This window comes from Actinacidiphila glaucinigra (assembly GCF_900188405.1).
Classification (GTDB): domain Bacteria; phylum Actinomycetota; class Actinomycetes; order Streptomycetales; family Streptomycetaceae; genus Actinacidiphila; species Actinacidiphila glaucinigra.
In genome coordinates this window covers 1-22,482 of record NZ_FZOF01000013.1, presented here as the reverse complement: position 1 = coordinate 22,482, position 22,482 = coordinate 1, and the positions used below count along the sequence as shown (strand labels likewise).

At 71.6% G+C, this 22,482-nt stretch carries 24 protein-coding genes and 1 pseudogene; 15 read left to right on the top strand and 10 right to left on the bottom strand.

Going from position 1 to position 22,482, the window contains the following annotated elements; all coding sequences use genetic code 11:
- Positions 1 to 80: 80 nt before the first annotated feature.
- From CHF15_RS24275 to CHF15_RS24265, 3 genes are read left to right on the top strand one after another with little or no spacing between them, the layout of a single operon-like run.
- A complete protein-coding gene (locus tag CHF15_RS24275; protein WP_089225995.1) occupies positions 81 to 917 on the top strand; it encodes an EamA family transporter in 837 nt (278 codons plus the stop codon).
- Positions 918 to 977: 60 nt separating this feature from the next.
- Positions 978 to 1,625 carry an FMN-binding negative transcriptional regulator gene (locus CHF15_RS24270; RefSeq protein WP_089225994.1) on the top strand — a complete coding sequence of 216 codons (648 nt, stop codon included), beginning with the start codon at positions 978 to 980 and terminating at the stop codon, positions 1,623 to 1,625.
- A gap of 38 nt (positions 1,626 to 1,663) precedes the next feature.
- Positions 1,664 to 2,371 (top strand): B3/B4 domain-containing protein, encoded by a 708-nt coding sequence (locus CHF15_RS24265; protein ID WP_089225993.1) that lies wholly within the window; start codon positions 1,664 to 1,666, stop codon positions 2,369 to 2,371.
- Positions 2,372 to 2,428: 57 nt separating this feature from the next.
- On the opposite strand, the gene CHF15_RS45845 is transcribed toward CHF15_RS24265, so the two are convergent.
- The 3 genes and pseudogenes from CHF15_RS45845 to CHF15_RS46435 all read right to left on the bottom strand — a co-directional run bounded on the left by CHF15_RS45845 (position 2,429) and on the right by CHF15_RS46435 (position 3,554).
- The gene (locus CHF15_RS45845; RefSeq protein ID WP_245939011.1) at positions 2,429 to 2,650 is read right to left on the bottom strand and encodes a hypothetical protein; all 222 of its coding nucleotides are present in this window, start codon (positions 2,648 to 2,650) and stop codon (positions 2,429 to 2,431) included.
- 199 nt (positions 2,651 to 2,849) lie between these two features.
- Positions 2,850 to 3,212, bottom strand: a pseudogene (locus tag CHF15_RS46725) (STAS domain-containing protein); the annotation flags it as partial.
- 207 nt (positions 3,213 to 3,419) lie between these two features.
- The gene (locus CHF15_RS46435; protein ID WP_265737405.1) at positions 3,420 to 3,554 is read right to left on the bottom strand and encodes a hypothetical protein; all 135 of its coding nucleotides are present in this window, start codon (positions 3,552 to 3,554) and stop codon (positions 3,420 to 3,422) included.
- A 521-nt stretch (positions 3,555 to 4,075) separates the two neighbouring features.
- Here CHF15_RS46435 and CHF15_RS24255 point away from each other — a divergent pair.
- Positions 4,076 to 4,747 carry a DUF4097 family beta strand repeat-containing protein gene (locus CHF15_RS24255; protein WP_089226121.1) on the top strand — a complete coding sequence of 224 codons (672 nt, stop codon included), beginning with the start codon at positions 4,076 to 4,078 and terminating at the stop codon, positions 4,745 to 4,747.
- A gap of 172 nt (positions 4,748 to 4,919) precedes the next feature.
- Here the strand turns inward: CHF15_RS24255 and CHF15_RS24250 are convergent, their stop codons facing one another.
- Positions 4,920 to 5,297, bottom strand: a complete 378-nt coding sequence (locus CHF15_RS24250) for a VOC family protein (protein WP_089225991.1) — start codon at positions 5,295 to 5,297, stop codon at positions 4,920 to 4,922.
- Between the two features lie 351 nt (positions 5,298 to 5,648).
- Here CHF15_RS24250 and CHF15_RS24245 point away from each other — a divergent pair, with 351 nt between their 5' ends.
- Positions 5,649 to 6,197, top strand: a complete 549-nt coding sequence (locus tag CHF15_RS24245) for a GNAT family N-acetyltransferase (RefSeq protein WP_089225990.1) — start codon at positions 5,649 to 5,651, stop codon at positions 6,195 to 6,197.
- Between the two features lie 10 nt (positions 6,198 to 6,207).
- Here the strand turns inward: CHF15_RS24245 and CHF15_RS24240 are convergent, their stop codons facing one another.
- Entirely contained in the window at positions 6,208 to 6,591 is a 384-nt protein-coding gene (locus CHF15_RS24240) for a VOC family protein (RefSeq protein WP_089225989.1), read from the bottom strand.
- A 101-nt stretch (positions 6,592 to 6,692) separates the two neighbouring features.
- Between CHF15_RS24240 and CHF15_RS24235 the strand changes: the two genes are divergently transcribed.
- Both CHF15_RS24235 and CHF15_RS24230 read left to right on the top strand, forming a co-directional pair.
- On the top strand, positions 6,693 to 7,208 hold the full coding sequence (locus CHF15_RS24235; RefSeq protein ID WP_089225988.1) for a cupin domain-containing protein: 516 nt from the start codon (positions 6,693 to 6,695) through the stop codon (positions 7,206 to 7,208).
- The gene (locus CHF15_RS24230; RefSeq protein WP_089225987.1) at positions 7,205 to 7,606 is read left to right on the top strand and encodes a VOC family protein; all 402 of its coding nucleotides are present in this window, start codon (positions 7,205 to 7,207) and stop codon (positions 7,604 to 7,606) included. Before CHF15_RS24235 ends, CHF15_RS24230 begins: the two co-directional genes overlap by 4 nt.
- A gap of 99 nt (positions 7,607 to 7,705) precedes the next feature.
- Here the strand turns inward: CHF15_RS24230 and CHF15_RS24225 are convergent, their stop codons facing one another.
- Positions 7,706 to 8,404 carry a type 1 glutamine amidotransferase domain-containing protein gene (locus tag CHF15_RS24225; RefSeq protein ID WP_089225986.1) on the bottom strand — a complete coding sequence of 233 codons (699 nt, stop codon included), beginning with the start codon at positions 8,402 to 8,404 and terminating at the stop codon, positions 7,706 to 7,708.
- A 234-nt stretch (positions 8,405 to 8,638) separates the two neighbouring features.
- Positions 8,639 to 9,016, bottom strand: a complete 378-nt coding sequence (locus tag CHF15_RS24220) for a YidB family protein (protein ID WP_143681630.1) — start codon at positions 9,014 to 9,016, stop codon at positions 8,639 to 8,641.
- A gap of 306 nt (positions 9,017 to 9,322) precedes the next feature.
- Here CHF15_RS24220 and CHF15_RS24215 point away from each other — a divergent pair, with 306 nt between their 5' ends.
- From CHF15_RS24215 to CHF15_RS24205, 3 genes are all read left to right on the top strand, one after another.
- Complete coding sequence (locus CHF15_RS24215; RefSeq protein WP_089225985.1) at positions 9,323 to 12,280, top strand: helix-turn-helix transcriptional regulator; 2,958 nt, start codon at positions 9,323 to 9,325, stop codon at positions 12,278 to 12,280.
- A 426-nt stretch (positions 12,281 to 12,706) separates the two neighbouring features.
- Entirely contained in the window at positions 12,707 to 16,324 is a 3,618-nt protein-coding gene (locus CHF15_RS24210; RefSeq protein WP_089225984.1) for a S8 family peptidase, read from the top strand.
- A 32-nt stretch (positions 16,325 to 16,356) separates the two neighbouring features.
- Entirely contained in the window at positions 16,357 to 16,965 is a 609-nt protein-coding gene (locus CHF15_RS24205) for a hypothetical protein (protein WP_220093323.1), read from the top strand.
- A 74-nt stretch (positions 16,966 to 17,039) separates the two neighbouring features.
- On the opposite strand, the gene CHF15_RS24200 is transcribed toward CHF15_RS24205, so the two are convergent.
- Together CHF15_RS24200 and CHF15_RS24195 are read right to left on the bottom strand one after the other, a co-directional pair.
- Positions 17,040 to 18,236, bottom strand: a complete 1,197-nt coding sequence (locus CHF15_RS24200) for a cytochrome P450 (RefSeq protein ID WP_089225982.1) — start codon at positions 18,234 to 18,236, stop codon at positions 17,040 to 17,042.
- Between the two features lie 212 nt (positions 18,237 to 18,448).
- Positions 18,449 to 18,844: a hypothetical protein gene (locus CHF15_RS24195; RefSeq protein ID WP_089225981.1), complete on the bottom strand. Its 396-nt coding sequence runs from the start codon at positions 18,842 to 18,844 to the stop codon at positions 18,449 to 18,451.
- Between the two features lie 75 nt (positions 18,845 to 18,919).
- On the opposite strand from CHF15_RS24195, the gene CHF15_RS24190 reads away from it, so the two are divergent.
- The 5 genes from CHF15_RS24190 (at position 18,920) to CHF15_RS24170 (ending at position 21,637) form a co-directional block, all read left to right on the top strand.
- Positions 18,920 to 19,420, top strand: a complete 501-nt coding sequence (locus tag CHF15_RS24190) for an SMI1/KNR4 family protein (RefSeq protein WP_089225980.1) — start codon at positions 18,920 to 18,922, stop codon at positions 19,418 to 19,420.
- A gap of 239 nt (positions 19,421 to 19,659) precedes the next feature.
- The gene (locus CHF15_RS24185; protein ID WP_089225979.1) at positions 19,660 to 19,893 is read left to right on the top strand and encodes a hypothetical protein; all 234 of its coding nucleotides are present in this window, start codon (positions 19,660 to 19,662) and stop codon (positions 19,891 to 19,893) included.
- Between the two features lie 74 nt (positions 19,894 to 19,967).
- Positions 19,968 to 20,282, top strand: a complete 315-nt coding sequence (locus CHF15_RS24180; protein WP_089225978.1) for a hypothetical protein — start codon at positions 19,968 to 19,970, stop codon at positions 20,280 to 20,282.
- Between the two features lie 110 nt (positions 20,283 to 20,392).
- On the top strand, positions 20,393 to 21,151 hold the full coding sequence (locus CHF15_RS24175) for a PIG-L family deacetylase (RefSeq protein WP_089225977.1): 759 nt from the start codon (positions 20,393 to 20,395) through the stop codon (positions 21,149 to 21,151).
- Positions 21,152 to 21,292: 141 nt separating this feature from the next.
- A complete protein-coding gene (locus tag CHF15_RS24170; RefSeq protein WP_089225976.1) occupies positions 21,293 to 21,637 on the top strand; it encodes a DUF6188 family protein in 345 nt (114 codons plus the stop codon).
- A gap of 482 nt (positions 21,638 to 22,119) precedes the next feature.
- On the opposite strand, the gene CHF15_RS24160 is transcribed toward CHF15_RS24170, so the two are convergent.
- The coding region (locus tag CHF15_RS24160) for a YciI family protein (protein WP_107418562.1) at positions 22,120 to 22,482 on the bottom strand (363 nt) is incomplete at its 5' end.

Here is a 22,482-nt window from a genome sequence, read left to right as displayed (position 1 = left end):
CCGTCCGGTCGGTCGACTGGCCTATCGCGGTCGATCCGATGTACGGTTCAGTCGTTCCACTGAATGGTAAGGGATGTCCTGTGATCGCTCTGCTGCTGGCCCTCGGCAGCTCGCTCGCCTACGGATGCGCCGACTTCCTCGGCGGTCTCGGCGCCCGCAAGGCCCACGTACTGCGCACCGTGATGGTCGCGGCCCCCGCCAGCCTCGCCGTCGAGCTGCTGCTCTGGCCGTTCCTCGACGCCTCCTTCAGCGGCGGGGTCCTGGCCTGGGGCGCGGCGTCCGGGGTCGCCTCCGCCGTGGCGTTCGCCCTGCTCTACCGCACCCTGGCGATCGGCCCGATGAACGTGCTCTCGCCCGTGACCGCCCTGGTCTCCGCCGTGCTGCCGGTGGGGGTGGGCCTGCTGCAGGGGGAGCACCTCGGCGTGGCCGGCCTGGTGGGCCTGCCCCTCGCCCTGGTGGCGGTGGTGCTGGTCAGCGCGGGCCACGGGGCCGGTGCCGCGCGGCCCTCGCGCACCGCCCTGGTGATGGCCTTGGGCGCGGGCGCCGCCATCGCGCTCCAGCTGGTCTTCCTGCACCAGGCGCCTTCCGACAGCGGCATCGGCCCGCTGATCGTCGGCCGGGCGGTCTCCTCCGCCGTCACGCTGGCCGCGGCGGGCGCGATGTTCCGCACGCTCGGGTCCGAGCGGCCCGCGTACGCGATCTCGGCCACCGCCGGCGTGCTGGACTCGCTCGCGAACCTGCTGTTCCTGCTCGCCGTCCGCAGTGGCGATCTCGCGGTCGTCGCCGTGATCACTGCCCTCTACCCGGCCGGGACGGTCCTGCTCGCCCGGGGCGTGCTCGACGAGCGCATCCACCGCGGCCAGCTCATCGGACTCGGCACCGCGGCCGCGGCCGTCGGCCTGCTCGCCCTGACCTGACCTGACCGGGAACTGTTCCGGCCCACCCCGCCCCGCACACCACGACGCAAGGGAGCCCCCATGTTCATCCAGCCCTGGGACGCCGCCCTGGACGAAGCCGAATGGCGGTCCTGGATCGCCGACGGCCACGACTTCGGCCAGCTCTGCGTCAACGGCCCGCCCGGCCGGCCACCCGTCGCGGTCCCCACCCCCTTCTCCGGCCACGCGGGCGACCTCCTGGTCCACCTCGCCCGCCCCAACCCGGTCTGGACGGCCGTCGAGAACGATCCCCACGTCCTGCTCACCGTCTTCGGCGACTACGCCTTCATCCCCGGCCCCTGGCGGGCCAGGACCGGCACCCCACCCACCGACGGCGTCCCCACCAGCTACTACACCGCCGTCCAGTTCACCTGCCGCGCCCACATCGTCGACGACCCGGAAGCCAAGGCCGAACTGCTGCGCCGCCAACTCGCCCACTTCCAGCCCGAAGGCGACCACGCCCCCGTCGCCGCAGACGCACCGCCGTACGGCCGCATGCTGTCCGGCATCCGCGACCTGCGCCTCGAAGTCACCGAAGCGGTGGCCAAGTTCAAGTACGACGACCACAAACCGGTCGAGCACCGCAGCGCCGTCGCCGACCGGCTCACCGCGCGCGGCCAGGGCCTCGACGTCCCCACCGCGCGCCGGCAGCGCCGCCGCATCGAGCGCGTCGGCACCTGGAAGCCCTGACCCGACTTCGTCCTGACGCAGGAAACGGAAGCCCCGCCATGCCCACCTTCAGCCTCGCCCCCGCCGTCGCCGACGCCTTCCCCGACACCCTCATCGCCCTGGTCACCGCCACCGGCCTGCGCGGCCACGAACCCTGGCCCCGGTCCACCGCGGCCCTGGAGGACCTGGAGCGGCGGCTCGCCGACGGCACCTGGCACCCGGCCGACGAGACCGACCCCCGTATCGATGCCTGGCACACGGCCTACCGTTCGTTCGGCACCAACCCCCGCCGTATCCGACCCAGCGTCGACGCGCTCGGCCGCCGCCTCGCCAAGCGCGGCGCCCTGCCGCGCATCAACCCGGCCGTCGACTCGTACAACGTCGTCTCCGTCCACCACGGACTGCCCGCCGGAGCCTTCGACCTGGACAACGTCACCGGCGACGTCGTCATCCGCCACGCCGACGGCACCGAGACGTTCACCCCGCTCGGGGAACCGGACACCGTCGAGCACCCCAAGCCGGGCGAGATCGTCTACGCCGACGGCGCCCACGTCCTGACACGCCACTGGAACCATCGCGACGCCCACCACACCCGCGTCACCGAGGACTCCACGAGGGTCGCCTTCATCCTCGAGACACTCCACGCGTCCCGGGACGGCGGCCTCCTGCAAGCCGCGGCCGACGAACTGCGGGCGCTGCTCGCGCCCCACGCCGGACGAACCGCCGTCCAGTACCTCGGCGCGGCGCGACCGCAGGTCTCCGTATAGGCGGCCTCGGGCGGGCGGGCCCGAGCCGTGACGGGGCCGGGCGCCTGTACGGGTGGGCTAGAGCGCGGTCATGACCCGGGCCGCTGCCTTGTCACTGGCGTGGCCCTCGAGGGCGGCCCACTCGGCGACGTCGAAGGGCCAGCGTGTGTTCGCGTAGGCGATGACGACATGGCGGCCGTCCTGCCGGACGGTGTGCTGCGGGTCGCCCGGTCCGGCACCGGCCGCCACGACAGCGGCGGCCGAGGAGGCGTTGCGGCACTTGAGGCGGGTTTCGGGCATGGTCAGCGCTCCGCGTTCGCTGGTCGGCATGTTCAACGTTGCTTGTGGGGAGCCTAACGCGAGGGAAGATCGACTTCTGCTCGTAAGCCGCATTCCACGCAAAAACATACGCTCGAGCCGCAGGAGCGGTGACCGTGCGGGCTCGGCAGCAGGCACCGACGACGCTGTCGGGAGCCACCGGCGGAACGCGGGGGAGGATGCGGAACAGGTCCCGCGTTCCCGTCAGGGCGAGGACGCGCTCGGCTTGTTGCCGCAAGCCTGCGAGTTCGAGCGCGCCCTTCTCCGCTTCGGCGCGCAGGCGGAGGCTCGGCAGCATGTTCAGGCTGGTGGAGCCGACGAACGTCACGCCCGAGAGGTCCACGCAAAGGGCCCTGTCCTGGAGCCGCAGTCCGTCGGTGACCGCCGTGACCCGGGGGCGCGTCTCGAGGTCCGGTTCGCCGGTGAGAGCGATCGTCGTCTGCAGGGGTATGTCGCTGACTCTGAAAACGAAGGCCGGTATGGGAAGCCACCGATCGGGTCGGAGCCCATCACGGTCGGCTTCGTGCGAGTGCGGCCGCCGCAAAGCAGGCGGCGACTTGCCGCCTACAGTCGAGTAAGACCACCCGTACCATCCGTCGGCCGCTCAGGGTGACCACTTGGTGGCGCGGGGTCTCTCACCAGGCCGGGCCGGTTGCTTCGAGCCTTGCACACCGCCACCGGAGGCACCAGACCCGCTGCGGGACCGATCGGTGATCCGAAAGGATCCGGACATCCCCTCGTGAGCGGGCTGTCACTGGCACTCGGGCTCTTCGCAGGCTCCGGCTTCGTCCGCGTCCGACTCGTGGTGGCACGGATCGTCGACGGGATCGGTGAGCTTGGCCGTGGTGGTCGAGATCCACATCAGGGCGCGGTGAAGAAGGGGCATCGGAGGCCTTCCCGGGCGAAGTCAGGTCCGCCGTCCGGACCGACGACAGGGCGTAGGAAGTCGTCCGCGGCCGGCGTGATCGTATGCCGTGCGGGGCGGCGGGCGCCAGAGCAAATTCGGTCCCTGCGAACGCAAAGGCCGAGGTGACAGGGCTGGGGTCCGGCCGGCGCGGTGTCGGCGGCGCACCGCGGGGGTGCGGTCCCGCGGGCTCGTCCGCCCGGGTGGTCCCCGCCGCGGCCTTCTTGAGCGCGGTGTGTTGCGGCTTCCGGTGGCCGCAACGCACCGCCGGCGCGGGCCCCGTGACGGGCCGGCTGTAGCGTTCATTCGCCGTTCATTGCAACGCCCAGTTGAGTGTTGTTGCATTGCCTCCAGGGCCATTGCAATGATTTTCCCGCAATGAGCTGCAGAGATTGCCGGGTTGGGCAACGGCATCGTTGCCACATCCTCGAATGCAACGTAGCGTTTCCATTGTCAGAAACACCGGGGCGCAAGAGCGCCCGATGCAGACGAAGGAGAACACGATGCAGAAGTTCGACACCCCCGCCCCCGTCTCGGCCGTCCTCGACGTCCCCGCCGGACGCATCCGGTTCATCGCCGCCGACCGGACCGACACCACCGTCGAGGTCCTGCCCGCGGACGCCTCGAAGAGCCGTGACGTGAAGGCGGCGGAGCAGACCGAGGTCGGCTACGCGGACGGCGTCCTGCGGATCGAGGTTCCGGCGGCGAAGAGCCGGGTCCTCGGCTCGTCCGGGTCCATCGAGGTGACGGTCCAACTGCCTGCCGGATCCCGCGTCGAGGCGAAGGCCGCCCTCGCCGAACTGCGCGGAGTGGGACGGCTCGGCGACGTCGCCCTGGACGGCCAGCAGGCCACGGTCAAGCTCGACGAGGCCGAGACCGCCCGCATCACCGTCCTCGCCGGCGACGTGTCGGTGGGCCGCCTGGGCGGACCCGCGGAGATCACCACCCAGAAGGGCGACCTGCGCGTCGCCGAGGCCGTACGCGGCACCGTCACGCTGCGCACCGAGCACGGCGAGATCTCGGTCGGCGCCGCCCGCGGGGTGTCCGCGACCCTTGACGCCGCCACCTCGTACGGCCGGATCCACAACGCGCTCAAGAACACCGACGGAGCCGGTGCGGCCCTGGACATCCACGCGACCACGGCCTACGGCGACATCACCGCCCGCAGCCTGTAACGGCTCGGAGCAGGGGGATTCCTCACGAACAACCCGGCCGGCACGGCGACCGGTCTCCGCCTGTCACCGTGATGACGGCGCGGGCCGACTCCCGCAACTCGCCCCACCCGAGGGCGGCGTACACCGGCACACGTCGGAGTGCGCCGCCCCGTTCGGGCGCGGCCGATACAGGTCAGAGCGGCTTGATGCGGGCCTTCAGCAGGCAGAACTCATTGCCTTCGGGGTCGGCCAGGACGTGCCACTGCTCGTCCCCGGTCTGGCCGACGTCGGCCCGGCGCGCACCGAGCTTCAGGAGGCGTTCGAGCTCGGCGTCCTGGTCGCGGTCGGTGGGGTTGAGGTCGATGTGCAGCCGGGACTTCCCGGGCTCCGGCTCTTCCCTGACGCTGAAGAAGATCGTCGGCTGCGGACCGCCGAAGCCTTCGGGTGTCCCGATCTCGACGCAGCCCTCTTCGCGGCCGACCACGACGTAGTCCAGGACCTCGCACCAGAACCGCGCGAGCAGTTCGGGGTCTCGGCAGCCGAGCACGAGCTCACCGATACGACATGCCATGTGGAGACCTCCCAGTGGGCGAACAACCCCGCGACCGTACCGGACGAGGCGCGCACGGAAAAGATCTTTTCGGCTCCACCACCCCGGCCGGGCCTCGGGCCGCGCCGGTGCGCACGAGCCGCGGTCCACGACTCAGTGCTCCCCCGTTTCCCGGTGCGACCGGTGTGACGGCTTGCGGTGCCGGAACTACGGGCCTCCGGCACAGCCCGCCTGGTGCGGGCCGTCGATGCACGGGGGTCGACCGGCGTCGATACCTGGGGGACCTCCGTGGACCGGGCGGCCCGCTCGTGGGACCCGGCAGCCCGGACCCATTCCGCCCCCCGCATGGGGGAGATCATCTAGCATTGGCCCATGCCCCTTGCGCCCTCACGGGTCGAACTGTGCCCGCTCACCCTCGCCGACCAGGATGAGTTCTGCTCGCTCGTGAGAGCCAGCAGCGAACTCCATTCGCCGTACATGCAGCTGCCCGCGACCGCGGAGGCGTTCCAGAGCTGGATGCAGCGCTTCGTCGACGGCACCAACCGGGGCTATCTGATCCGCGTCCTCGAAACCGGTGCGGCCGCCGGCACGGTCAACATCAACTCGATCATCCGGGGCCGCTACCAGGGCGCGTCCCTCGGCTACGCGGCTTTCGCCCCGTCCGCGGGGCGGGGTTACATGACCGAAGGGCTCACCGCCGTCCTGCGGCACGCCTTCGACGACCTGCGGCTCCACCGGCTGGAGGCGAACATCCAGCCGGGGAACAAGGCGTCTTCGGCCCTGGCCCGGCGCCTGGGCTTTCGTTACGAAGGCATGTCGGCCGACTACCTGTACATCAACGGCGCCTGGCGCGACCACGAACGGTGGTCCATCACCGCACCCACTCCCTGGACGCCCGATCCCTCCCTTCCCGAGGTCTAGGCACGTCGGATCAGAGGGGCTGCAGGCGCCGGCGCAGGAGGCAGAACTCGTTGCCTTCCGGGTCGGCGAGGACGTACCAGTTCTCCGTGCCGCTCTGTCCCACGTCGGCGTGCCTGGCGCCGAGGGCGAGCAGCCGCTCCAATTCGGCGTCCTGGTCGCGGTCGGTGGCGTTCACGTCGAAGTGCAGGGGGAGCTTCGCGGCCCGGGGGTCGCCGCTGGGGCTGAGGACGATCGTGGGCTGCGGACCGCCGAACCCGGTGTCGGGCGGCCCGATCTCGATGCTCCCGTCGTCCTCCCGGCCGAGTTCCACGTAGCCGAGCACCTCGCTCCAGAACGCGGCGAGCCTTTCGGGGTCGTGGGCGTCGATGACCAACTCACTGATACGGCATGCCATGCCCCGCAGTGTAGGCGGGCACCGGATGCCCGGTGATGGCACGCGCGGGCGCCACCGCCGCTGCGGCCGACTTGTCATACCCGATCGGTAGGGTCGCGACCATGACCTTGGATCACGACCTCGACGGCCACGCCACCACGCGGGCGATACTCACGCGCCGTGAGGATGCCGAGACCTGCGCCGACCCCAGTGCCGTGATGTCTCTCTTCGCTGATTCGGCCCAGACCGCGGGCGCGTTCACCAGCTACCGTTCGACCTTCGTCGAGGGTGCGCCCGGCGCGCCCGCCCACTTTCACACGCACGCCTGGGAGATGTTCTTCGTTCTCGGCGGCTCGCTCCAGGTGCTGCTCGGCGAGGAAGTGACCGTACTGCACCAGGGCGACTTCCTCGCCGTGCCGCCGGGCACCCCGCACGCCTTCCGCGCCGCACCGGGCTCGGGCGCCGACGTCCTGTGCGTCTTCACGCCGGGCATGGACCGCTTCGACTACCTGCGCCTGCTCGGGCAGGTCACCCGCGGTGAGGAGTCCCCGAGCCGGCTCGCCGAGACTGCGGAGCGCTTCGACAATCACTACGTCGACAGCCCGATCTGGCGCGCGACGCTGGAGGCCCCGGAATGATCACCCCCGGCACCCGCGTCCGGGTCGCCCGCCCCTCGCGGAACCTTGCGGCGGCCGAGCGCTTCTACGCCGAGGGCCTCGGTCTCGAAGTGCTGTGGCGTACAACCGAGCGCGTCTCCGGTGAGCACGATCTGGTGATGCTCGGGCTCCCGGGCGGCTCCTGGCACTTCGAGCTCACGCGCGACCCCGAGCGGCCGCTGGAGCCCACGCCCACGGTGGACGACCTCTTCGTCCTCTATCTCGGTGCCCCGGTCGACGACGCCCTCGTCGACCGCCTCGTCGCCGCGGGCGGCACCCGCACCGCGGCGCACAACCCCTACTGGGACCAGTACGGCGTCACCGTCGCCGACCCGGACGGCTACCGCCTGGTGCTCTGCTCGCGCTCCTGGAACGCCTGAAGTCCGCCGGCGCCGACGGGCCGGGTCACGGACGCGGCCGGGCAGGCACACCAGGGCGCCACCGCGTGATGTTCGCGGTGCGCGCCCTGGCGCAAGGCCTCAGGCCTTGAGGATCTCGAGCATCCGGTTGCCCAGCACCGCCGCGGAATGCGGGTTCTGCCCGGTGACGAGGTTGCGGTCCTCGACCATGTACGGCTCCCACATCGGGCCGCGGCTGTAGTCGACTTCGACCTTCTCCTTCAGGTCCGTCTCCAGCAGCCAGGTCGCCAGGGGCGCCAGTCCGACGGCTTCCTCTTCCTCGTTCGAGAAACCGGTGACCCGGTAGCCCTTGAAGGGGGACACCCCGTGGATCCTGGTCGCCAGGAGCGCGGCGGGGGCGTGGCAGACGATGAAGAGCGGGTTGCCCGAGGCGAGTTGCGCGGTCAGCAGGCGGCCCGCGTCGGCGTCGAAGGCCAGGTCCGACATCGGGCCGTGGCCACCGGGGAGATACACCGCGTCGTAGTCCTCGAGCCGGACGTCCGAGAGCTTCAGGGGGCGCCGCATCACCTCAGCCGACCGGATGATCCGCTCGAGCTCCAGGGCTCCGTCCTCGCCGCCGGCCATCGAGGGGCGCAGGCTCATCATGTCGACGTTCGGAGTGACGCCGCCGGGAGTCGCCACCACCACGTCGTGACCGGCTTCCGTCAGCAGCTTGTAGGGACTCGCGAACTCCTCGGCCCAGTAGCCCGTCGCATACCTGGTGCCGTCCTTCAGCACCCAGTACGTCGCCCCACTCACGATGAACAGCACTTTCGCCACGGCGAGTCGCCTCCTCGTCCCACCCGAAGTTCGGGGACTCCATCGTTTTTCAGGCTAATTGCTCCCACGCTGCCTCGCATTCGGGTGACGCTCCGATGCTTGACGAGGCGGCCGGATCGCCGTGCCGTAAGGGGTGTGCGATGTCTCCGGCGATGTTCGGTGCGCCGGCTTCCGGCGACGCAAAGGGCCGGCGCCACTGGTGGGCACCGGCCCTCCGACTGTCCGCTCCGGCGGTCAACCGCGGCGGGTGTCGATGGTGTGGCCCAGCACGTCGATGAGCGACTCCTTGCGGGCGTCGATGGAGGACGGCTCGATGCTGCTACTGCGGATGTCGATCTTCCCGTCGGGGGATGCCTTGTCGATGACCTCGGGCAGCTCCGCGGCGAGCGCATCGGGCTTCACACCGGCCTGCTTGCTCGCCTCGGCCACCTTGTCGGCGCCGAACGCGTCCTCGATCTGCCTCGTCGTCACCGGCTCGTTGGGGCCGTTGCCGAGCCATGAGTCGACGATGCCCTTGAGTCCGCTGTCGTTCAGGAGCTTCGTCGCACCTTCGAGCAGCGCTTGCAGCTCGTCCATCATGCCGCCGCCGCTGCTCCTGGTGGGGTCAGCCATGGGTCACTCCCGTGGTTGTGGTCTGTGCGGGCGACGCGCGGCGCGATGGGATCCCGCGCCGGTCGGCCCAGGGGACGGCCGACATGCTGTTGTCGCAGGTCGCACGTGGTGTCGCCTCGCTCGTACACCCCCTTCCAGGCCAGCACGAGCTGCCCCGGGCCGCCGCGCCGATTAGGCCGAACGGGTGACGCGGGCGCCGAGAGGCCCCCTGGCGCGGGGCCCGCGGGATCTCCCGTCGTTCAACTGTCCGAGCCGTTGCCGCCACCCAAATGATCTCCCGCGGATAAGGTCGGCACTGACGTTGCGGTGGTCGACCGAGGGGGTACGGCGGTGGTTGGACGGGCAGGTACCGATGCCGACCGGCTCCCGGCGCTGTCCGCGCCGCGGTTCGTCGGCCGGGACGGGGAGTTGGACGCACTCGGAACGGCGCTCGGGCAGACCCCCGCGGTGGTCCTGCTCGACGGTGAGGCGGGCATCGGCAAGACCCGGCTGCTGCGCGAGTTCCTGGCGTCCCAGGCGGAGCGGGGCCGGCGCGCCCTGGTCGGGGCCTGCCCGGAGTTGCGGGTGCCGTACACGCTCGGGGCGGTCGTGGACGCGGTGCGCGACGGCGTCGACAACGTTGTCGGGCTGCGGCTGAGCGGGCTGGGCGGTGCGCTGCGGCCGCTGTTCCCCGAGTGGGCCGACGACCTGCCCCCGGCCCCGGAGCCGCTGGAGGACGCCACCGCGGCCCGGCACCGGCTGTTCCGCGCCTTCGCCGAGGTCCTCGGCCGGCTCGACGTGGCGGTCCTCGCACTGGAGGACGTCCACTGGGCGGACGAGGCGACCCTCGAGTTCCTGCTGTTCCTGGTCTCCCGCCGGCCCCAGCCGGTGAGCGTTGTCCTCACCTACCGGCGGGACGAAGTACCGCCCGGCTCGCTGCTGTTGCGGCTGCTCTCCCGGCCCCCGTCCGACGCGCACCTGGTCAGGCTGACGCTGGATCCGCTGGACGTCGGCGAGACCGCCGCGTTCGTCTCGTCGATGCTGGCCGGCGGGCACGTCTCCACCGAGTTCGCCGACTTCCTGCACGCCCGCACCGAGGGCGTACCGCTGGCGGTGGAGGAGTCGGTGCGGCTGATGCACGACCGGGCCGACCTGATCCGCCAGGACGGCGGATGGGCGCGCCGGCGGCTGGACCGCATCGACGTCCCGCCCACGATCCGCGACGCCATGCTCGAACGCGTCGGGCGGGTCGGGCCCGACACCCGCACCGTCCTGTACGCGGTGTCGGTGGTGTCCGGCCCGGCCGACTACACGACCCTGCGCGCGGTCAGCGGACTGCCGGAGGAGCGGTTCGCCGCGCAGGCGGCCGAAGTGCTCGGCGGCGGCCTGCTGCGCGAAGGCAGGCCCGGGCAGTGGTCGTTCCGCCATTCGCTGGCGTGCCACGCCGTGTACGACGCCATCCCGGCCGAGGAACGGCGTGCCATGCACCTGCGGGCGGGCCGGGCGCTGGAGCGGTGGCCGCAGCCGCCCGTGGCCCAGCTGGCCCGGCACTTCCGGCTGGCCGGCGACGTCGAGGCGGCGTGCCGGTACACCGAGCAGGCGGCCGACCTCTGTGTCCAGTCCGGGGACGTGGCCACCTCGGCCCTGCTGATGCACAGCCTGGTCACCAGCATGTCCCTCCCCGCCGAGCCACTCGTGCGGCTGGTGACGAAGATCCAGTTCCAGGCGCTGTCCGGCTCCGACCCGTACTCGGAGATCATCGAATCGCTCCGGTCGGCCCTCGGCGGCCAGGTACTGACGCCGGGGCAGCAGGCGTCGGTCCGCTTCCAGGTCGGCCGGGTGCTCATGGTGGCGGGCGAGATCGAGGCGGGCCGCGGCGAGATCCTCACGGCGCTGCCCCATCTCCCGCCGGACTCGTCGGAGGCGGCGCGCGCCCGCATCCTGCTCGCACTGCCCCTGGGGAACGCGCGGCCGGTGGCGGAACACCTGCGGTGGCTGCAGGAGGCGCCGCCGCCGGCCCGCTCGATGGCTTCCCTCGACCTCCTGCGAATGTCCGTGGAACGCGCCTTCGCGCTGCTGATGCTCGGCGAGGAGGCGGGCTGGGAGGCGGCCCGGCACATCCCGGACGACGTCTCGGACCCGCGGGAGGCGTCCGTCGTCGCGATAGGCCACACGAACGTCGGCGAGGAGGCGACGCGGTGGGGGCGGTACGACGAGGCCAGGGCGCGGCTGGCCAGGGGCCAGGCACTCGCCGAACGCCATCAGCTCCTCGACTACCTCGACAGCATCGCCTCCTCACGGGCCCACCTCGACTGGTTCACCGGCGCATGGTCGGGCCTTGCGGAGCGCACGGCACGCCTGATCGACGACGACAGCGGCGTACGGCTGAAGGACCGGAGCGAGGCGGCCCTGGTGGCGGGCCTGATGCAGGCGGCCGCCGGTGACCTGGACACAGCGCGGGAGCGGCTGCGCTTCGCCGGGCGCGACGACCAGCAGCGCATCGAGGCCGCCGCCGCGCTCGCCCAGTTGTGCCTGCGCGACGGCGACGTCGACGAGGCGCTCCGCCTCACCGACCAGCCGGCCGAGACAGCCGTCGGCGGCGGACTCTGGTCCCGCGCGGTCGAGTTCGCCCCGGCACGCGTCGCGGCCCTGGCCGCCGCCGGTCGCCTCGCCCGTGCCGCCGACCTGGTGGACACGTTCGAAGCGGCCCTGGGCGACCGGGACGCCCCCGCGCCGCAGGCGTCCTTGGTCCTGTGCCGCGCGATCGTGGCGGAGGCCGAGGGCCGCTTCGCGGACGCCGTGACGCTGTTCAGCCGTGCGGCCGCCGCGTGGGAGGCGCTGCCGCGCCCGTACGACGCCCTGCTCGCCCGGGAGCGTTCCGCCCACTGCCTGCTCGCCGACGGCCGGGACGAGGCCGGACTGCAGCTCCTGTCCGACGTCGCGCGGGCGCTGTCGGAACTCGGCGCCCGCAACGACGCCGACCGGATCAGCCGGTTCCTCGAAACGCGCGCAGGGGGAAGCCCCGCTGCGGCGCGCGGCCGGGGACGTCCCGGCTACGGCAACCGGCTCTCGCCGCGCGAGGTGGAAGTGGCCCGGTTGCTGGTCGAGGGCCTGACGAACCGGCAGATCGCCGACGCGCTGACGGTTTCGGCACAGACCGTCGCCAGCCAGGTGAAGTCGGCGATGCGCAAACTGGACGTCACGTCGCGGACGGCGCTCGCGATCAAGGTCGTCGAATCGGGTCTCGTCGGCGAGCTGAGGCAACCGCCCCAGGGCGACGAGTAAATTCCTCGGGCCGTCGCCGGGTACGAAGAAATGCCGGCGGGCGGATGGCCGGATTAAATCCCGCATCTGACCAATCGAGCCGGTACCGGACCCCGTCGCACACTCGTGCCCATGTTGCCCGCAGAACCGCTGACACCCGAACCGGCTGATGGCCCGGCCGTTTCGGCACGCCGTGCGAAGGACGAACCGGCACCGGAAGGACCGCAGGCCGAGCCGGCAGACGCCCCGACCACCGAGGACGCGGGTGATTCCGCCGCTGACGGCGAGTACGAACCGCTCTAGCGCGGAGACCGTGACCGGACCGTGAACGCCGGCCTCCGGCACGCCTCCACGCCGATCCTCCCCCGATGTTCCCCGTCACATCTCACAGGAGACTCATAGATGAGGCCAAGCGCAAGGAAGCGTCTCAACAGACGCCTTGGCGCGGTGACCGTCGGTCTGACCGTCTTCGGCATGGTCGTGTCGACGACGGCGACCCAGGCGGCCGAGCCGGAACGGCAGACTCCGCGACCCGGTGTCGTACGGACCGGCAGCCCGACCGTGATCGCCGACACCGACCTGGCGCGGATCGTCGCCGCGTCCGGCGGGTCCGTCCCCGTCACGCTGATCACCGGCGACAAGGTGCACGTCGGCGTCGACGACAAGGGCAGGCCGGTCGTCCGCGACACCGAGAGCGCGGCGCGTCCCGACGGGACCCCGGTCGTGTTCCACACCATCACCCGCCAGGGCAAGGTGTACGTCGTGCCGGACGACGCCCTCGCGCTGGTCGGCAAGGGACTTCTCGACTGGGGGCTCTTCGACCTCACCCAGTTGGCGACGCTCCCCGCGGCGGGCAAGGGCGACACGGTTCCGGTGCTGGTCACCTACACCGGCACGGCGGGTGCCGAGAAGACGCGCAAGGTCCCCGGGGCGTCCGGCGGCAGGTCGCTCCCCAGCATCAACGGCCGCTCGATGAACGTCGCCGACGGCGGACGGTGGTGGCAGGAGGTGCGGGGCAAGACGGCCGCCACGTCCGCCGCCGCCCGGTCCGCCGGTTCCCTGGCCGGGGTCGAGAAGGTCTGGCTCAACGGTGTGTCCCACGTCGACCTCGAGCAGTCGGTCCCGCAGATCGGCGCGCCCGTCGCCTGGGAACGCGGCTACGACGGCACCGGCGTGACCGTCGCCGTGCTGGACACCGGCGTCGACGCCACCCACCCGGACGTCGCCGGAAGCATCGCCGGGCAGGTCGACTTCACCGGCAGTCCCTCGGGCACCAAGGACGGGCACGGACACGGCACCCACGTGGCGTCCACCGTCCTCGGCAGCGGCGCCGCGTCCAAGGGGCTGCGCAAGGGCGTCGCCCCCGGCGCCAAGCTGCTGGTCGGCAAGGTCTGCGACGACAACGGCCAGTGCCCCGACGACGGGATCATCGCGGCCATGGACTGGGCCGCCCACTCGGGGGCCAAGGTCGTCAACATGAGCCTCGGCGGTGAGCCCACCGACGGCACCGACCCGATGAGCCAGGCGCTCAACGAGCTGAGCCGCTCCACCGGGACCCTGTTCGTGGTCGCGGCCGGCAACTCCGGCTGGTTCCCGCAGAAGGTCGTCTCCCCGGGCTCCGCCGACGACGCGCTGACCGTGGCGGCCGTCGACAAGAACGGCGAGATGGCGACGTTCTCCAACCGCGGACCGCGGATCGGGGACGGCGCCGCCAAGCCCGACATCGCGGCTCCGGGCGTCGGCATCGTCGCGGCACGCGCCGCCGGCACGGCCATGGGCACGCCGGTGGACCAGTACTACACCGCGGCCGACGGGACCTCGATGGCGACCCCGCACGTGGCCGGTGCCGCGGCGATCGTCGCCCAGCAGCACCCGGAGCTGTCCGGTCAGCAGATCAAGGCGCTGCTGATGGACACCGCCACCGACCTGGGGCACGACATGTACGCCCAGGGCAGGGGCCTCGTGGACCTCGCGACCGCCACCAACCCGCGGATCGTCCCGAAGGGGAGCCTGAACTTCGGCCGCCTGGCCTACCCGCACTCGCGGGTGACGAAGAAGATCACGTACACCAACCGCGGCGACGAGGCGACCACGCTGCATCTCACGATGCCGGTCTCCTTCGCCGACGGGAAGCCGGCCGCGGCGGGGCTGTTCACCCTCAGCACGGACACGGTGGTGGTCCCCGCGGGCGGTTCCGCCGATGTATCGGTGACGCTCGACGGCAGCGTGCTCGGCCCCGACGCGGCCTTCGGCGGCTACAACGGGCTGCTGAGCGCCCGTGACGACTCGGGCGACATACGGCTGGCCTCAGGGGTCCACACCTTCCTCGAGGCCCAGAAGTTCCCGCTGACCCTCAACGTCGTCGCCCCCGCTGGTGCCACCGACGTCCGCTACGGCACGGCCACCTTCATGCCGGTCGACGACAAGATCCACCTGCACGCGGGCCTGGTCTCCGAAGTCGGCGCGGACAGCGTGACCGAACAGCTCTTCCGCGGCAGCTACGCGGTGCAGCTGCCGGTCACATGGCGGGACGCGGCCGGCGAGTTGCAGCAGGCCGCACCGATCGCGCCGGAGGTGAGCCTCACCAAGGCGACCACGGTCACGCTGGACCTGCGCAAGGCCAAGCCGCTGCGCGTCCGGTACCCGGAGGCCACCGAGACCTACAGCGCGACCGACGTCGTCAACCGGGTCTCGGCGACCGGCGCCTGGACGATGGGCACGGTGCTCTCCTACGACTACAAGGGCGTCGAACCGAACTGGTGGGTGCTGCCCACCGGCAAGGTGAGCGAGGGGACCTTCACCCACGACTTCTACAGCTCACGGACGACTCCTGTCGTCACCATGCGGACCACGGGCGGCGGCGCCCCCGCCGACCTGTCCGCACGCTACGTGACCCCGAACGCGACACTGGGCGAGACGCAGGCGTGGCTGCGCGACAACGGTGACCCGAGCACCCGTGAGGCCGCGATAGAGGTTCCGCGGCTGCCGGTCGAGGGCCGCCTGCCGGTGGTCCACGCGGGCACCGGTTCCGCCGCCGAACTCGCGGACGTCGACGCGCGGGGCAAGCTCGTCCTCCTGACACCGACCGACATCTGCCAGGGCACCTGCGACTACCCGAAGCTCCGGGACGAGCGAGTGGCCGCCGCTGCCGCCGCCGGCGCCGTCGGCGTGCTGGTCACGGCACCGGGCCTCACCTCGCTGGGCAGCCCCTCGACCTTCGACCAGTGTCTGGACGGGCCGCAGAGCTGCCCGGCGATCCAGGCGTACGCCGCACTGCCCATCGCGACGGTGCCCTACGGCGAGGCCGAGGACCTGATCAAGCGGATCAAGGCCGACCGGTCGCACGTCAGGATCAGCCTCGGGGGCAGCGCCGTGCCGAGGGCGTACGCCGCCAGGTACCACGAGGACGGGCAGATCCGGGCGAACGACTACCGGGTCGAGAAGGGCGACCTCGACCGGGTCGACCTCCACTTCCACGCGGCCCGGCCCGGGACCGTCCACCAGCTGAGCTGGCGGCAGTTCCTCCAGGCCGCCCCCATCACGTCGTACGTGTCCCTGCCGCAGCCGTCCACGCGGCGGACCATGACCACCTTCGTCAAGCGGCAGGATGACGCCATCAGCGGCTTCACCGCCTCCTGGGCCGACCAGGGAGCGGACTCCTTCCTGGAGCACAACCGCTCCGAGATGAACGAGCTGGTCCTCACCGGCAAGAACGAGATCCACTGGAACGCGGGGCCGGCCGTACCGGGGGCCGTGCCGCAGGTGCGGACCGAGTCGGGCTTCTCGGTGCCGGCCGGCCCGTGCGCGGGCTGCCGGCAGGGCGACACCTTCTACCCCACCGTCTACCTCACGGGCAGCGGCGGCGGGCGCCAGGCGCTGATCGGCATCGTCGACGACGAGCTTCTCCAGCACGAGTTCCTCGAGATCCCGTCCTGCGGGCGGGTTCCCCTGCCCACGGTGCCGAACCTCGACTCCACCTGCGACTTCAAGCTGCTGGACGCGTCCGGTGACGAGATCGAGGGTCGCAAGCAGCACCTCGCCGACCAGGACTGGACGACCCTGTGATGGCACTCGACACCGCTAAGGAGACCGACACGATGAAGACCGGTGTGCCATCGGCACGGCGCCGCAGAGGGGCCCTCATGGTGTTCGCCGCCGCGGTGATGCTGGCGCTCTCCGGCTGCAAGGGCGGTGACCTCGTCTCCTACGACCTTCCGGCGAAGTCGGCCCGGTACACGTTCGAGGCGCGGACCAACGACGTCAGCACGGTGTGGCATTACACCTCCGCCACGGCGACCGAGGACGACGCGCCGAAGCTGAGCCCGTGCATGGGTGAGGTGGTCGGCGGCAATGAGGCGGCCTGCCGTCCGGAGCCGCTGATCTTCCTGCGCTACGACTTCGATCTTGCCCTGGACAACACCGTCAAGGCCGGGGAAGCCCACGAGATCACCGTCGTCGGTTACTACCAGGAACGCCTCAGCGCCCTGCCCAAGGTGACGTCCCTGAAGGCGGAGACCACCTTCGACGGGGGCAGGACCTGGCGCGCGGCGACCACCAAGGCCACCGGAAAGAACACCTTCACCACGACGGTCAAGAACCCCCGGCGGGACCAGGCCGCCAAGGGCGTCGGACTGAGGATCAGCGCGACCGACAGCCAGGGCAACACCGTTCGGCAGACCATCCCCATGGCGTACACGCTGCGCTGACGGGTGCCGCCGCGCACGACTGACAGGACGGGGCGAGACCGAGTCTCGCCCCGTCCGCCCGTTCCCGCCCGGGTTCACCACACGACGGGAAGGGCCTGCAGGCTGTACACGTTCGGGCCGTCGCGGTGGAAGACCAGCTCCTCGTCCGGGACTGCGGGCCGCAGGCCGGGGAACCGCCGGAAGAGAGCGGGAAGCGCCAGTTCCAGTTCCAGACGCGCCAGGTGCTGCCCGGGGCACTGGTGGCTCCCGAAACCGAACGCCATGTGCGCGACCGCCTCACGGGTCAGGTCCAGCCGGTCCGGGTCCCGCACGAGTTCCGGGTCGCGGTTCGCGGTGAGCGGCGACACCAGCACGCGCTCGCCGGCCTTCACCCGCGCCGTGCCGATCGTGAGGTCCTCGGAGGCCGCACGGGGGAACGTGCCCGAGATGCTCATGTAGCGCAGGAGTTCCTCCACGGCGTCCCCGGTGGACCGTGACTCGTCCAGGAGCACGGCGAGTTGCTCGGGCTGCCGCATGAGCGCCAGCGCGCTCACCCCGATCATCGACGCGGTCGTCTCGTGACCCGCGACGACCAGGGCGCTGGACAGGCCGATGACCTCCTGGTCGCTGACCCCTCCGGGGCGTTCCCGCAGCAGGCTGCTGATCAGGCCCTCGGTGGGATGCCGGCGGACCTCTTCGACAAGGTTCGTCATGTACTCGCCGAACTTGCCGAGAAGGGCGAAGTATTCGGCGGGGGAGTTGGCGAAGTTGACGACGCCCGCGCTGATGCTGTGGAACTCCCGGTGCATCGAGGAGGGAACGCCGAGCAGTTCGCCGATCACGATCGAGGGCACCGAGACTGCGTACGCCCCGACGAGGTCGACGCCCGGCCCGGCCTCCTCCATGGTGTCCAGACGCTCGGAGATGATCCGCTCGGCCATCGGGCGCAGCCCCCTGACCCGCTTGGGTGTGAAGGCCCCGGCGATCATGCGCCGCAGCCTGGTGTGCTCCGCGCCGTGGAAGTCGGGGAGGAAGCCCGGCATGTAGGTCCGCGGACTCCCGTCGGCCAGGGGAAGGTGCCCGTACTGCAGCCGGGCATCGCCCAGCGCGGCGCGGACGTCCGCGTAGCGCGACAGGACCAGCACGTCGGCGTCCCCGAACCGCGGCTCGTACATCGGGACCCGGGCCGGCATCTCCTGCCGGCCCATCTCGGCGAGCCGCGACGACGGGTCGAACGGGCATCTCGGTTCCCGGTCCGTGACGACGAAGCCACGCGTCATGCGTTCGGTCATGATCTGTCCTCGGGTAGACGTCGCCGGGGGAGTGCCGGGTGCACCGGGTCGGGGCGCTGTGGGGGACGTCCCGAAATTCCTTGCCAAGACAAGCAGCGAATGCTTGACGTGTCAATTTCCCGGTTCCGCGGTGGGCCCGCGTGGACGGCGACGGTCGGGAGGCGGTCTGGAAACGGCCTACGGACGGAACCGGCCCGGACGCCTGATGAGCCCTACGGCTGCGGCCACAGAGGCTTCTGCACCTTCAGGTCGACGACCGACACCCATTCCGACGACGGGATCGCCCGCTCCACGACGAACCACTCGTCGGGCCGCTCGCCGAAGTGCGTCGCCGTCAGTACGTGCACGGTCTGGGCCGGCAGCCTGGTGCCCGCCCACGCGTGCCATCGCTGCGCCTCCGGGGCCGGCACCTCCACGGTGAACCGCACCGTGCAGTCCCGGAAGGGTTCTGGGAGCGAGGCGGGGCTGGGATCGGACGTGAGGTGCACCGTCCGCGCCAGCTCCGGCATGTCCTCGTGATCGTGATCCGTCGCCCAGGTGGCCTTGATCTCTGCGTCTGCCAGGATCAGCGGCCACCGCTCCGGCCGCGTGAAGTGGAAAAGCAGCATGCCAGGACTTTACTGGGCGGCCGCCGCTCTTGGTCATGCGGCGGGGCGCCGCGCGTACCTCCTACGATTCCGGCCATGGCACGTTTCGAGGACCTTCGCCGCACGCTCTGGGACCCCGGGAACCGCTACGGGGTGCAGCCGCCCCTGACCGACCGACTCGTAGCGGAGGCCGAACGCGCGCTGCGAGTCACACTCCCCGGTTCCCTGCTCGACCTGCTGCGCCACCAGAACGGGGGCGTGGTCGCTGCCGACCGGGACGCCTTTCCCGCGAGCCGGCCGAACTCGTGGAGCGCCGACCACGTCCCGTTCGAGACGGTCATGGGAATCGGCCGCCAAGGGAAGGCACTCTCCCTGCTCGACAGCCCCTACCTGGTCCGGGAATGGGGGCTGCCCACCCCGGTGGTGCTGGTCTCGGGCGGCGGCCCCTGCTCGATCGCACTGGACTACCGGGAGTGCGGGCCGCACGGGGAACCCTCCATGACGTGGTTCGACGCGGAGCTCGAAGAGGAACTGCCCCTCGCCCCCGACTTCCGGTCCTTCGCCGAGGGCCTTGCGCCCTCCGCGGACTTCGCCTGACCGCGGGCGCGGGGCGCCCGCCGGCACGACACGGCGGCAGGGCCCGCCGCGGACGGAACCGGCGGGCCCCGCAGCGGCGTTCGGGGTCGACCGGGTAGGTGAACCGGCAAGCCGGCGCGGTCGGGTGTGCCGCCGCCGACCGCGCCGAGCCGTCACAACCGTGCGGGCGGCCTCGTCTACGTGACGTCAGGGCCCGCCGTCGACGCGCGCCCGTTCCCCCTATCGGAAGAGGATGCACCATGACCCGGCGACCGACCGTCGAGGACCGGACCGACCCGGCCGGCGTGGAGGAGTCCGCGATCGGCGACATCGCCCGCCTCGTGGAAGCCGTCGCCCTCTCCACCGCCGAGTCGCCGGACTCGATCCTGGCGCACATGTCGGACGACATCGTGGCCGGGCTGTTCGCCTTTTTGCGGGCACACCATGACGACGAGACCTGCCGGCGCGTGGCGCGGCAGCCCGGAGCGCTGTGAGAACCGTCCTGACCGGCCGTCACACCCGCCCCGCTATACATTATGTGTATAGACGGCCTGTACAGTCCTGCCCCATGGCTACCGCACTCGCGTCCCGCCGCGGCGGCACCGGCGCCGTCCCGGCCGCGACCGTGATATTCGGGTCGCCGCTCGGCCGGTCCACCCACGGCCTGCACAGCACCACACCCCTGTCGGAACGGGCGATCAACTCCTCGCCCACGGCATTCACGCCGGGGGACCCCTTCGGCGCCGGAGGGCTCCCAACCGCCGCCGTGTGGGGTGCAGCGGGACTGGCCGGAGGGCCGCTGCCGGGGTGCGCCGTACTCACGCCGGCGGGGGCTCCGCTCTTCCACCTCGCGGAGGTGCGTGTCCTCGGCGCGCTCCGGTGACGTCCTGGGAGTATGCGAAGGAATGGGTGAAGGGCCGGCCGCGCATGCGACGTCGGAAGTCGTCCGCCCGGTCGGCCGCTGCCCGCAGCGTGAGGGAAGGCGGTCCGTCCATGCCCGTGCCCAGTCTGCTCGGGGTCTTCGCGCACCCGGACGACGAGTCGCTCTCGGCCGGCGGAGTGCTGGCCCGTCACGCGTCCGCGGGCGCGCGTACCGCGGTCGTCACGGCGACCTGGGGCGCGGACACCATGCGGGCGGCGGAACTGGCGGACGCACTGGGGATCCTCGGCGCCGGCGAGCCGCGGATGCTCGGCTACGCCGATGCGCGGGTGCCCTCGTCGGCCCCGGGCGCCCCGAGGTTCTGCGACGCGCCGCTCGACGAGGTGATGCACCGACTGGTGGCGCACATCCGGGAGTTCCGCCCCGATGTCATGGTCACCCATGACGCCTACGGCGGACTGCCCGGTCACCCCGATCACGTGCACACCCATCGGGTGACCGTGCTCGCCGCCCAGGCGGCCGCGCTCGGGGGGCTCTACCCGGATGCCGGTCCTCCCTGGCAGCCGCGCTCCCTCTGTCTGGCCACCCACCCGGAATCCGCCGTACCGGCGCTGAAGGACGTGATCGGTGCCCGCAGAGCGGTGTACGGCGTCCCGGACGAACAGGTCACCGCGACCGTCGACGTCCGCCCGTGGCTGAGGCAGAAGACCGCGGCGGTCCTGGCGCACCGCTCGGAGGTCGAACGCGGCGGCCTGCCGGGGCTGATCGCCGGGCTGCCGGCGGATGCCCGGGAGCGGCTGCTGTCCACCGAGTGGTACGTCCGGCACGACCCCTTCCCCGCGGCGGCCGCCCGGACGGAACTGACCGCCTGAGCCGGCGGCAGCCCGTGACCCGCCGGGATCGTCCGGTCGGCGGGAAGTGAGTTTGAGCAAGCATGTAGATGATCTCTATCATCTACATCCGGCGATCCGGAGAGGGATGGGACAACGTTGTCAAGCTTGGGGAGTCAAGCGGTGAAGGACCTCGAGGCGCTGGTCGGCGGCCGGGTGGAGGACACGTCGTGCGACGATCGGGTACGTCTTCGCCTCGGCGCCGTGAGCGGGGGCGAGGGATCGGGCGTCGTCGCGGAACTCGTCCTGGAAACGGAGTTCCGCCTGCGGGACGTCGATGGCGAGTACCACGAGATGTGCCCCGGGACGGGTTCGGCCCTCGCCCCGGTCCTCGACCTCTTCGGCCAGTCGGTCACCCGCGTCGACATGGGTGCCGACGGCTCCTTCATCGTCGATTTCGACGCCGGTTCGCTGTTGTGGGTCGGCGCGGACGCGGAGTTCGGCGTGCACCACGCGCCGAGCGCGTGAGGCGCCGGCGGGCCGCCGCCGGGCATGCGGCGGCGGTGTGACCGCCGCCGCAGCCGCTGGGTTCACGGTCAGTCGAAGAGTCCCTCGACGATGTCCTCGGCGACCTCCCCGCCGAGCTCCTCGGCGGTCTCCTCCACGATCTCTTCGACGATCTCCCCGAAGATGTCGTCCATGTGCTGAACCCTCCCTGACTGTCGCGCGATGCGCTGGCCGTCGACCCGGACCGTGTCGGTCCCGGGGGCCCGCAGCACCGTGCAGGGGTGCGAGCCCGTGGTCATCCGCTCAACGTGCGCTTTCCGCAGGGGAGTTCCCGCATCCGGGCAGAAGATCACGAGAATCGCGGGGCGCCCGCGGCCAGGGCGGACGTCCCGCCCGCCGGCAGGCCGGTGCGATGTCACCGGGAGAGCCCGGGGCGGCCCGGTCGGCGACGGCCCCACGCGGCGGAGGGGGTGCGAGCACTTCGGGCGGCCTCGAGCGGCGGCTCATTCGGTGACGGTGGGTGGGGTGGTGAGGAAGGGGCGGAGTTCGAGCCATTCGTGGATGGGCCTGCCGCCGGCGCCGGGGGCGGCGGAGAGTTCCGCGGCGAGTTCGAGGGCGCGTTGGCGGGTGTCGACGTCGATGACCATCCAGCCGGCGATGAGGTCCTTGGTCTCGGCGAAGGGGCCGTCGGTGACGGGTGGGCGGTCTTCGCCGTCGTAGCGGACCCAGGTGCCTTCGGGGGCGAGGGCCTGGCCGTCGACGAACTCGCCGGTCTTCTCCAGTCGGGCGGCGAAGTCGTGCATGTACTGGATGTGGTCGGTGATCTCCTGGGGTGTCCACTGGTCCATGGGTACGTCGTTCACCGC

Coding starts and splice junctions, on each gene's coding strand:
- CHF15_RS24270 (WP_089225994.1), top strand. CDS start 978: ATGTTCATCCAGCCCTGGGACGCCGCCCTGGACGAAGCCGAATGGCGG.
- CHF15_RS24265 (WP_089225993.1), top strand. CDS start 1,664: ATGCCCACCTTCAGCCTCGCCCCCGCCGTCGCCGACGCCTTCCCCGAC.
- CHF15_RS45845 (WP_245939011.1), bottom strand. CDS start 2,650: ATGCCCGAAACCCGCCTCAAGTGCCGCAACGCCTCCTCGGCCGCCGCT.
- CHF15_RS46435 (WP_265737405.1), bottom strand. CDS start 3,554: ATGCCCCTTCTTCACCGCGCCCTGATGTGGATCTCGACCACCACGGCC.
- CHF15_RS24255 (WP_089226121.1), top strand. CDS start 4,076: ATGCAGAAGTTCGACACCCCCGCCCCCGTCTCGGCCGTCCTCGACGTC.
- CHF15_RS24250 (WP_089225991.1), bottom strand. CDS start 5,297: ATGGCATGTCGTATCGGTGAGCTCGTGCTCGGCTGCCGAGACCCCGAA.
- CHF15_RS24245 (WP_089225990.1), top strand. CDS start 5,649: ATGCCCCTTGCGCCCTCACGGGTCGAACTGTGCCCGCTCACCCTCGCC.
- CHF15_RS24240 (WP_089225989.1), bottom strand. CDS start 6,591: ATGGCATGCCGTATCAGTGAGTTGGTCATCGACGCCCACGACCCCGAA.
- CHF15_RS24235 (WP_089225988.1), top strand. CDS start 6,693: ATGACCTTGGATCACGACCTCGACGGCCACGCCACCACGCGGGCGATA.
- CHF15_RS24230 (WP_089225987.1), top strand. CDS start 7,205: ATGATCACCCCCGGCACCCGCGTCCGGGTCGCCCGCCCCTCGCGGAAC.
- CHF15_RS24220 (WP_143681630.1), bottom strand. CDS start 9,016: ATGGCTGACCCCACCAGGAGCAGCGGCGGCGGCATGATGGACGAGCTG.
- CHF15_RS24205 (WP_220093323.1), top strand. CDS start 16,357: ATGAAGACCGGTGTGCCATCGGCACGGCGCCGCAGAGGGGCCCTCATG.
- CHF15_RS24200 (WP_089225982.1), bottom strand. CDS start 18,236: ATGACCGAACGCATGACGCGTGGCTTCGTCGTCACGGACCGGGAACCG.
- CHF15_RS24195 (WP_089225981.1), bottom strand. CDS start 18,844: ATGCTGCTTTTCCACTTCACGCGGCCGGAGCGGTGGCCGCTGATCCTG.
- CHF15_RS24190 (WP_089225980.1), top strand. CDS start 18,920: ATGGCACGTTTCGAGGACCTTCGCCGCACGCTCTGGGACCCCGGGAAC.
- CHF15_RS24185 (WP_089225979.1), top strand. CDS start 19,660: ATGACCCGGCGACCGACCGTCGAGGACCGGACCGACCCGGCCGGCGTG.
- CHF15_RS24180 (WP_089225978.1), top strand. CDS start 19,968: ATGGCTACCGCACTCGCGTCCCGCCGCGGCGGCACCGGCGCCGTCCCG.
- CHF15_RS24175 (WP_089225977.1), top strand. CDS start 20,393: ATGCCCGTGCCCAGTCTGCTCGGGGTCTTCGCGCACCCGGACGACGAG.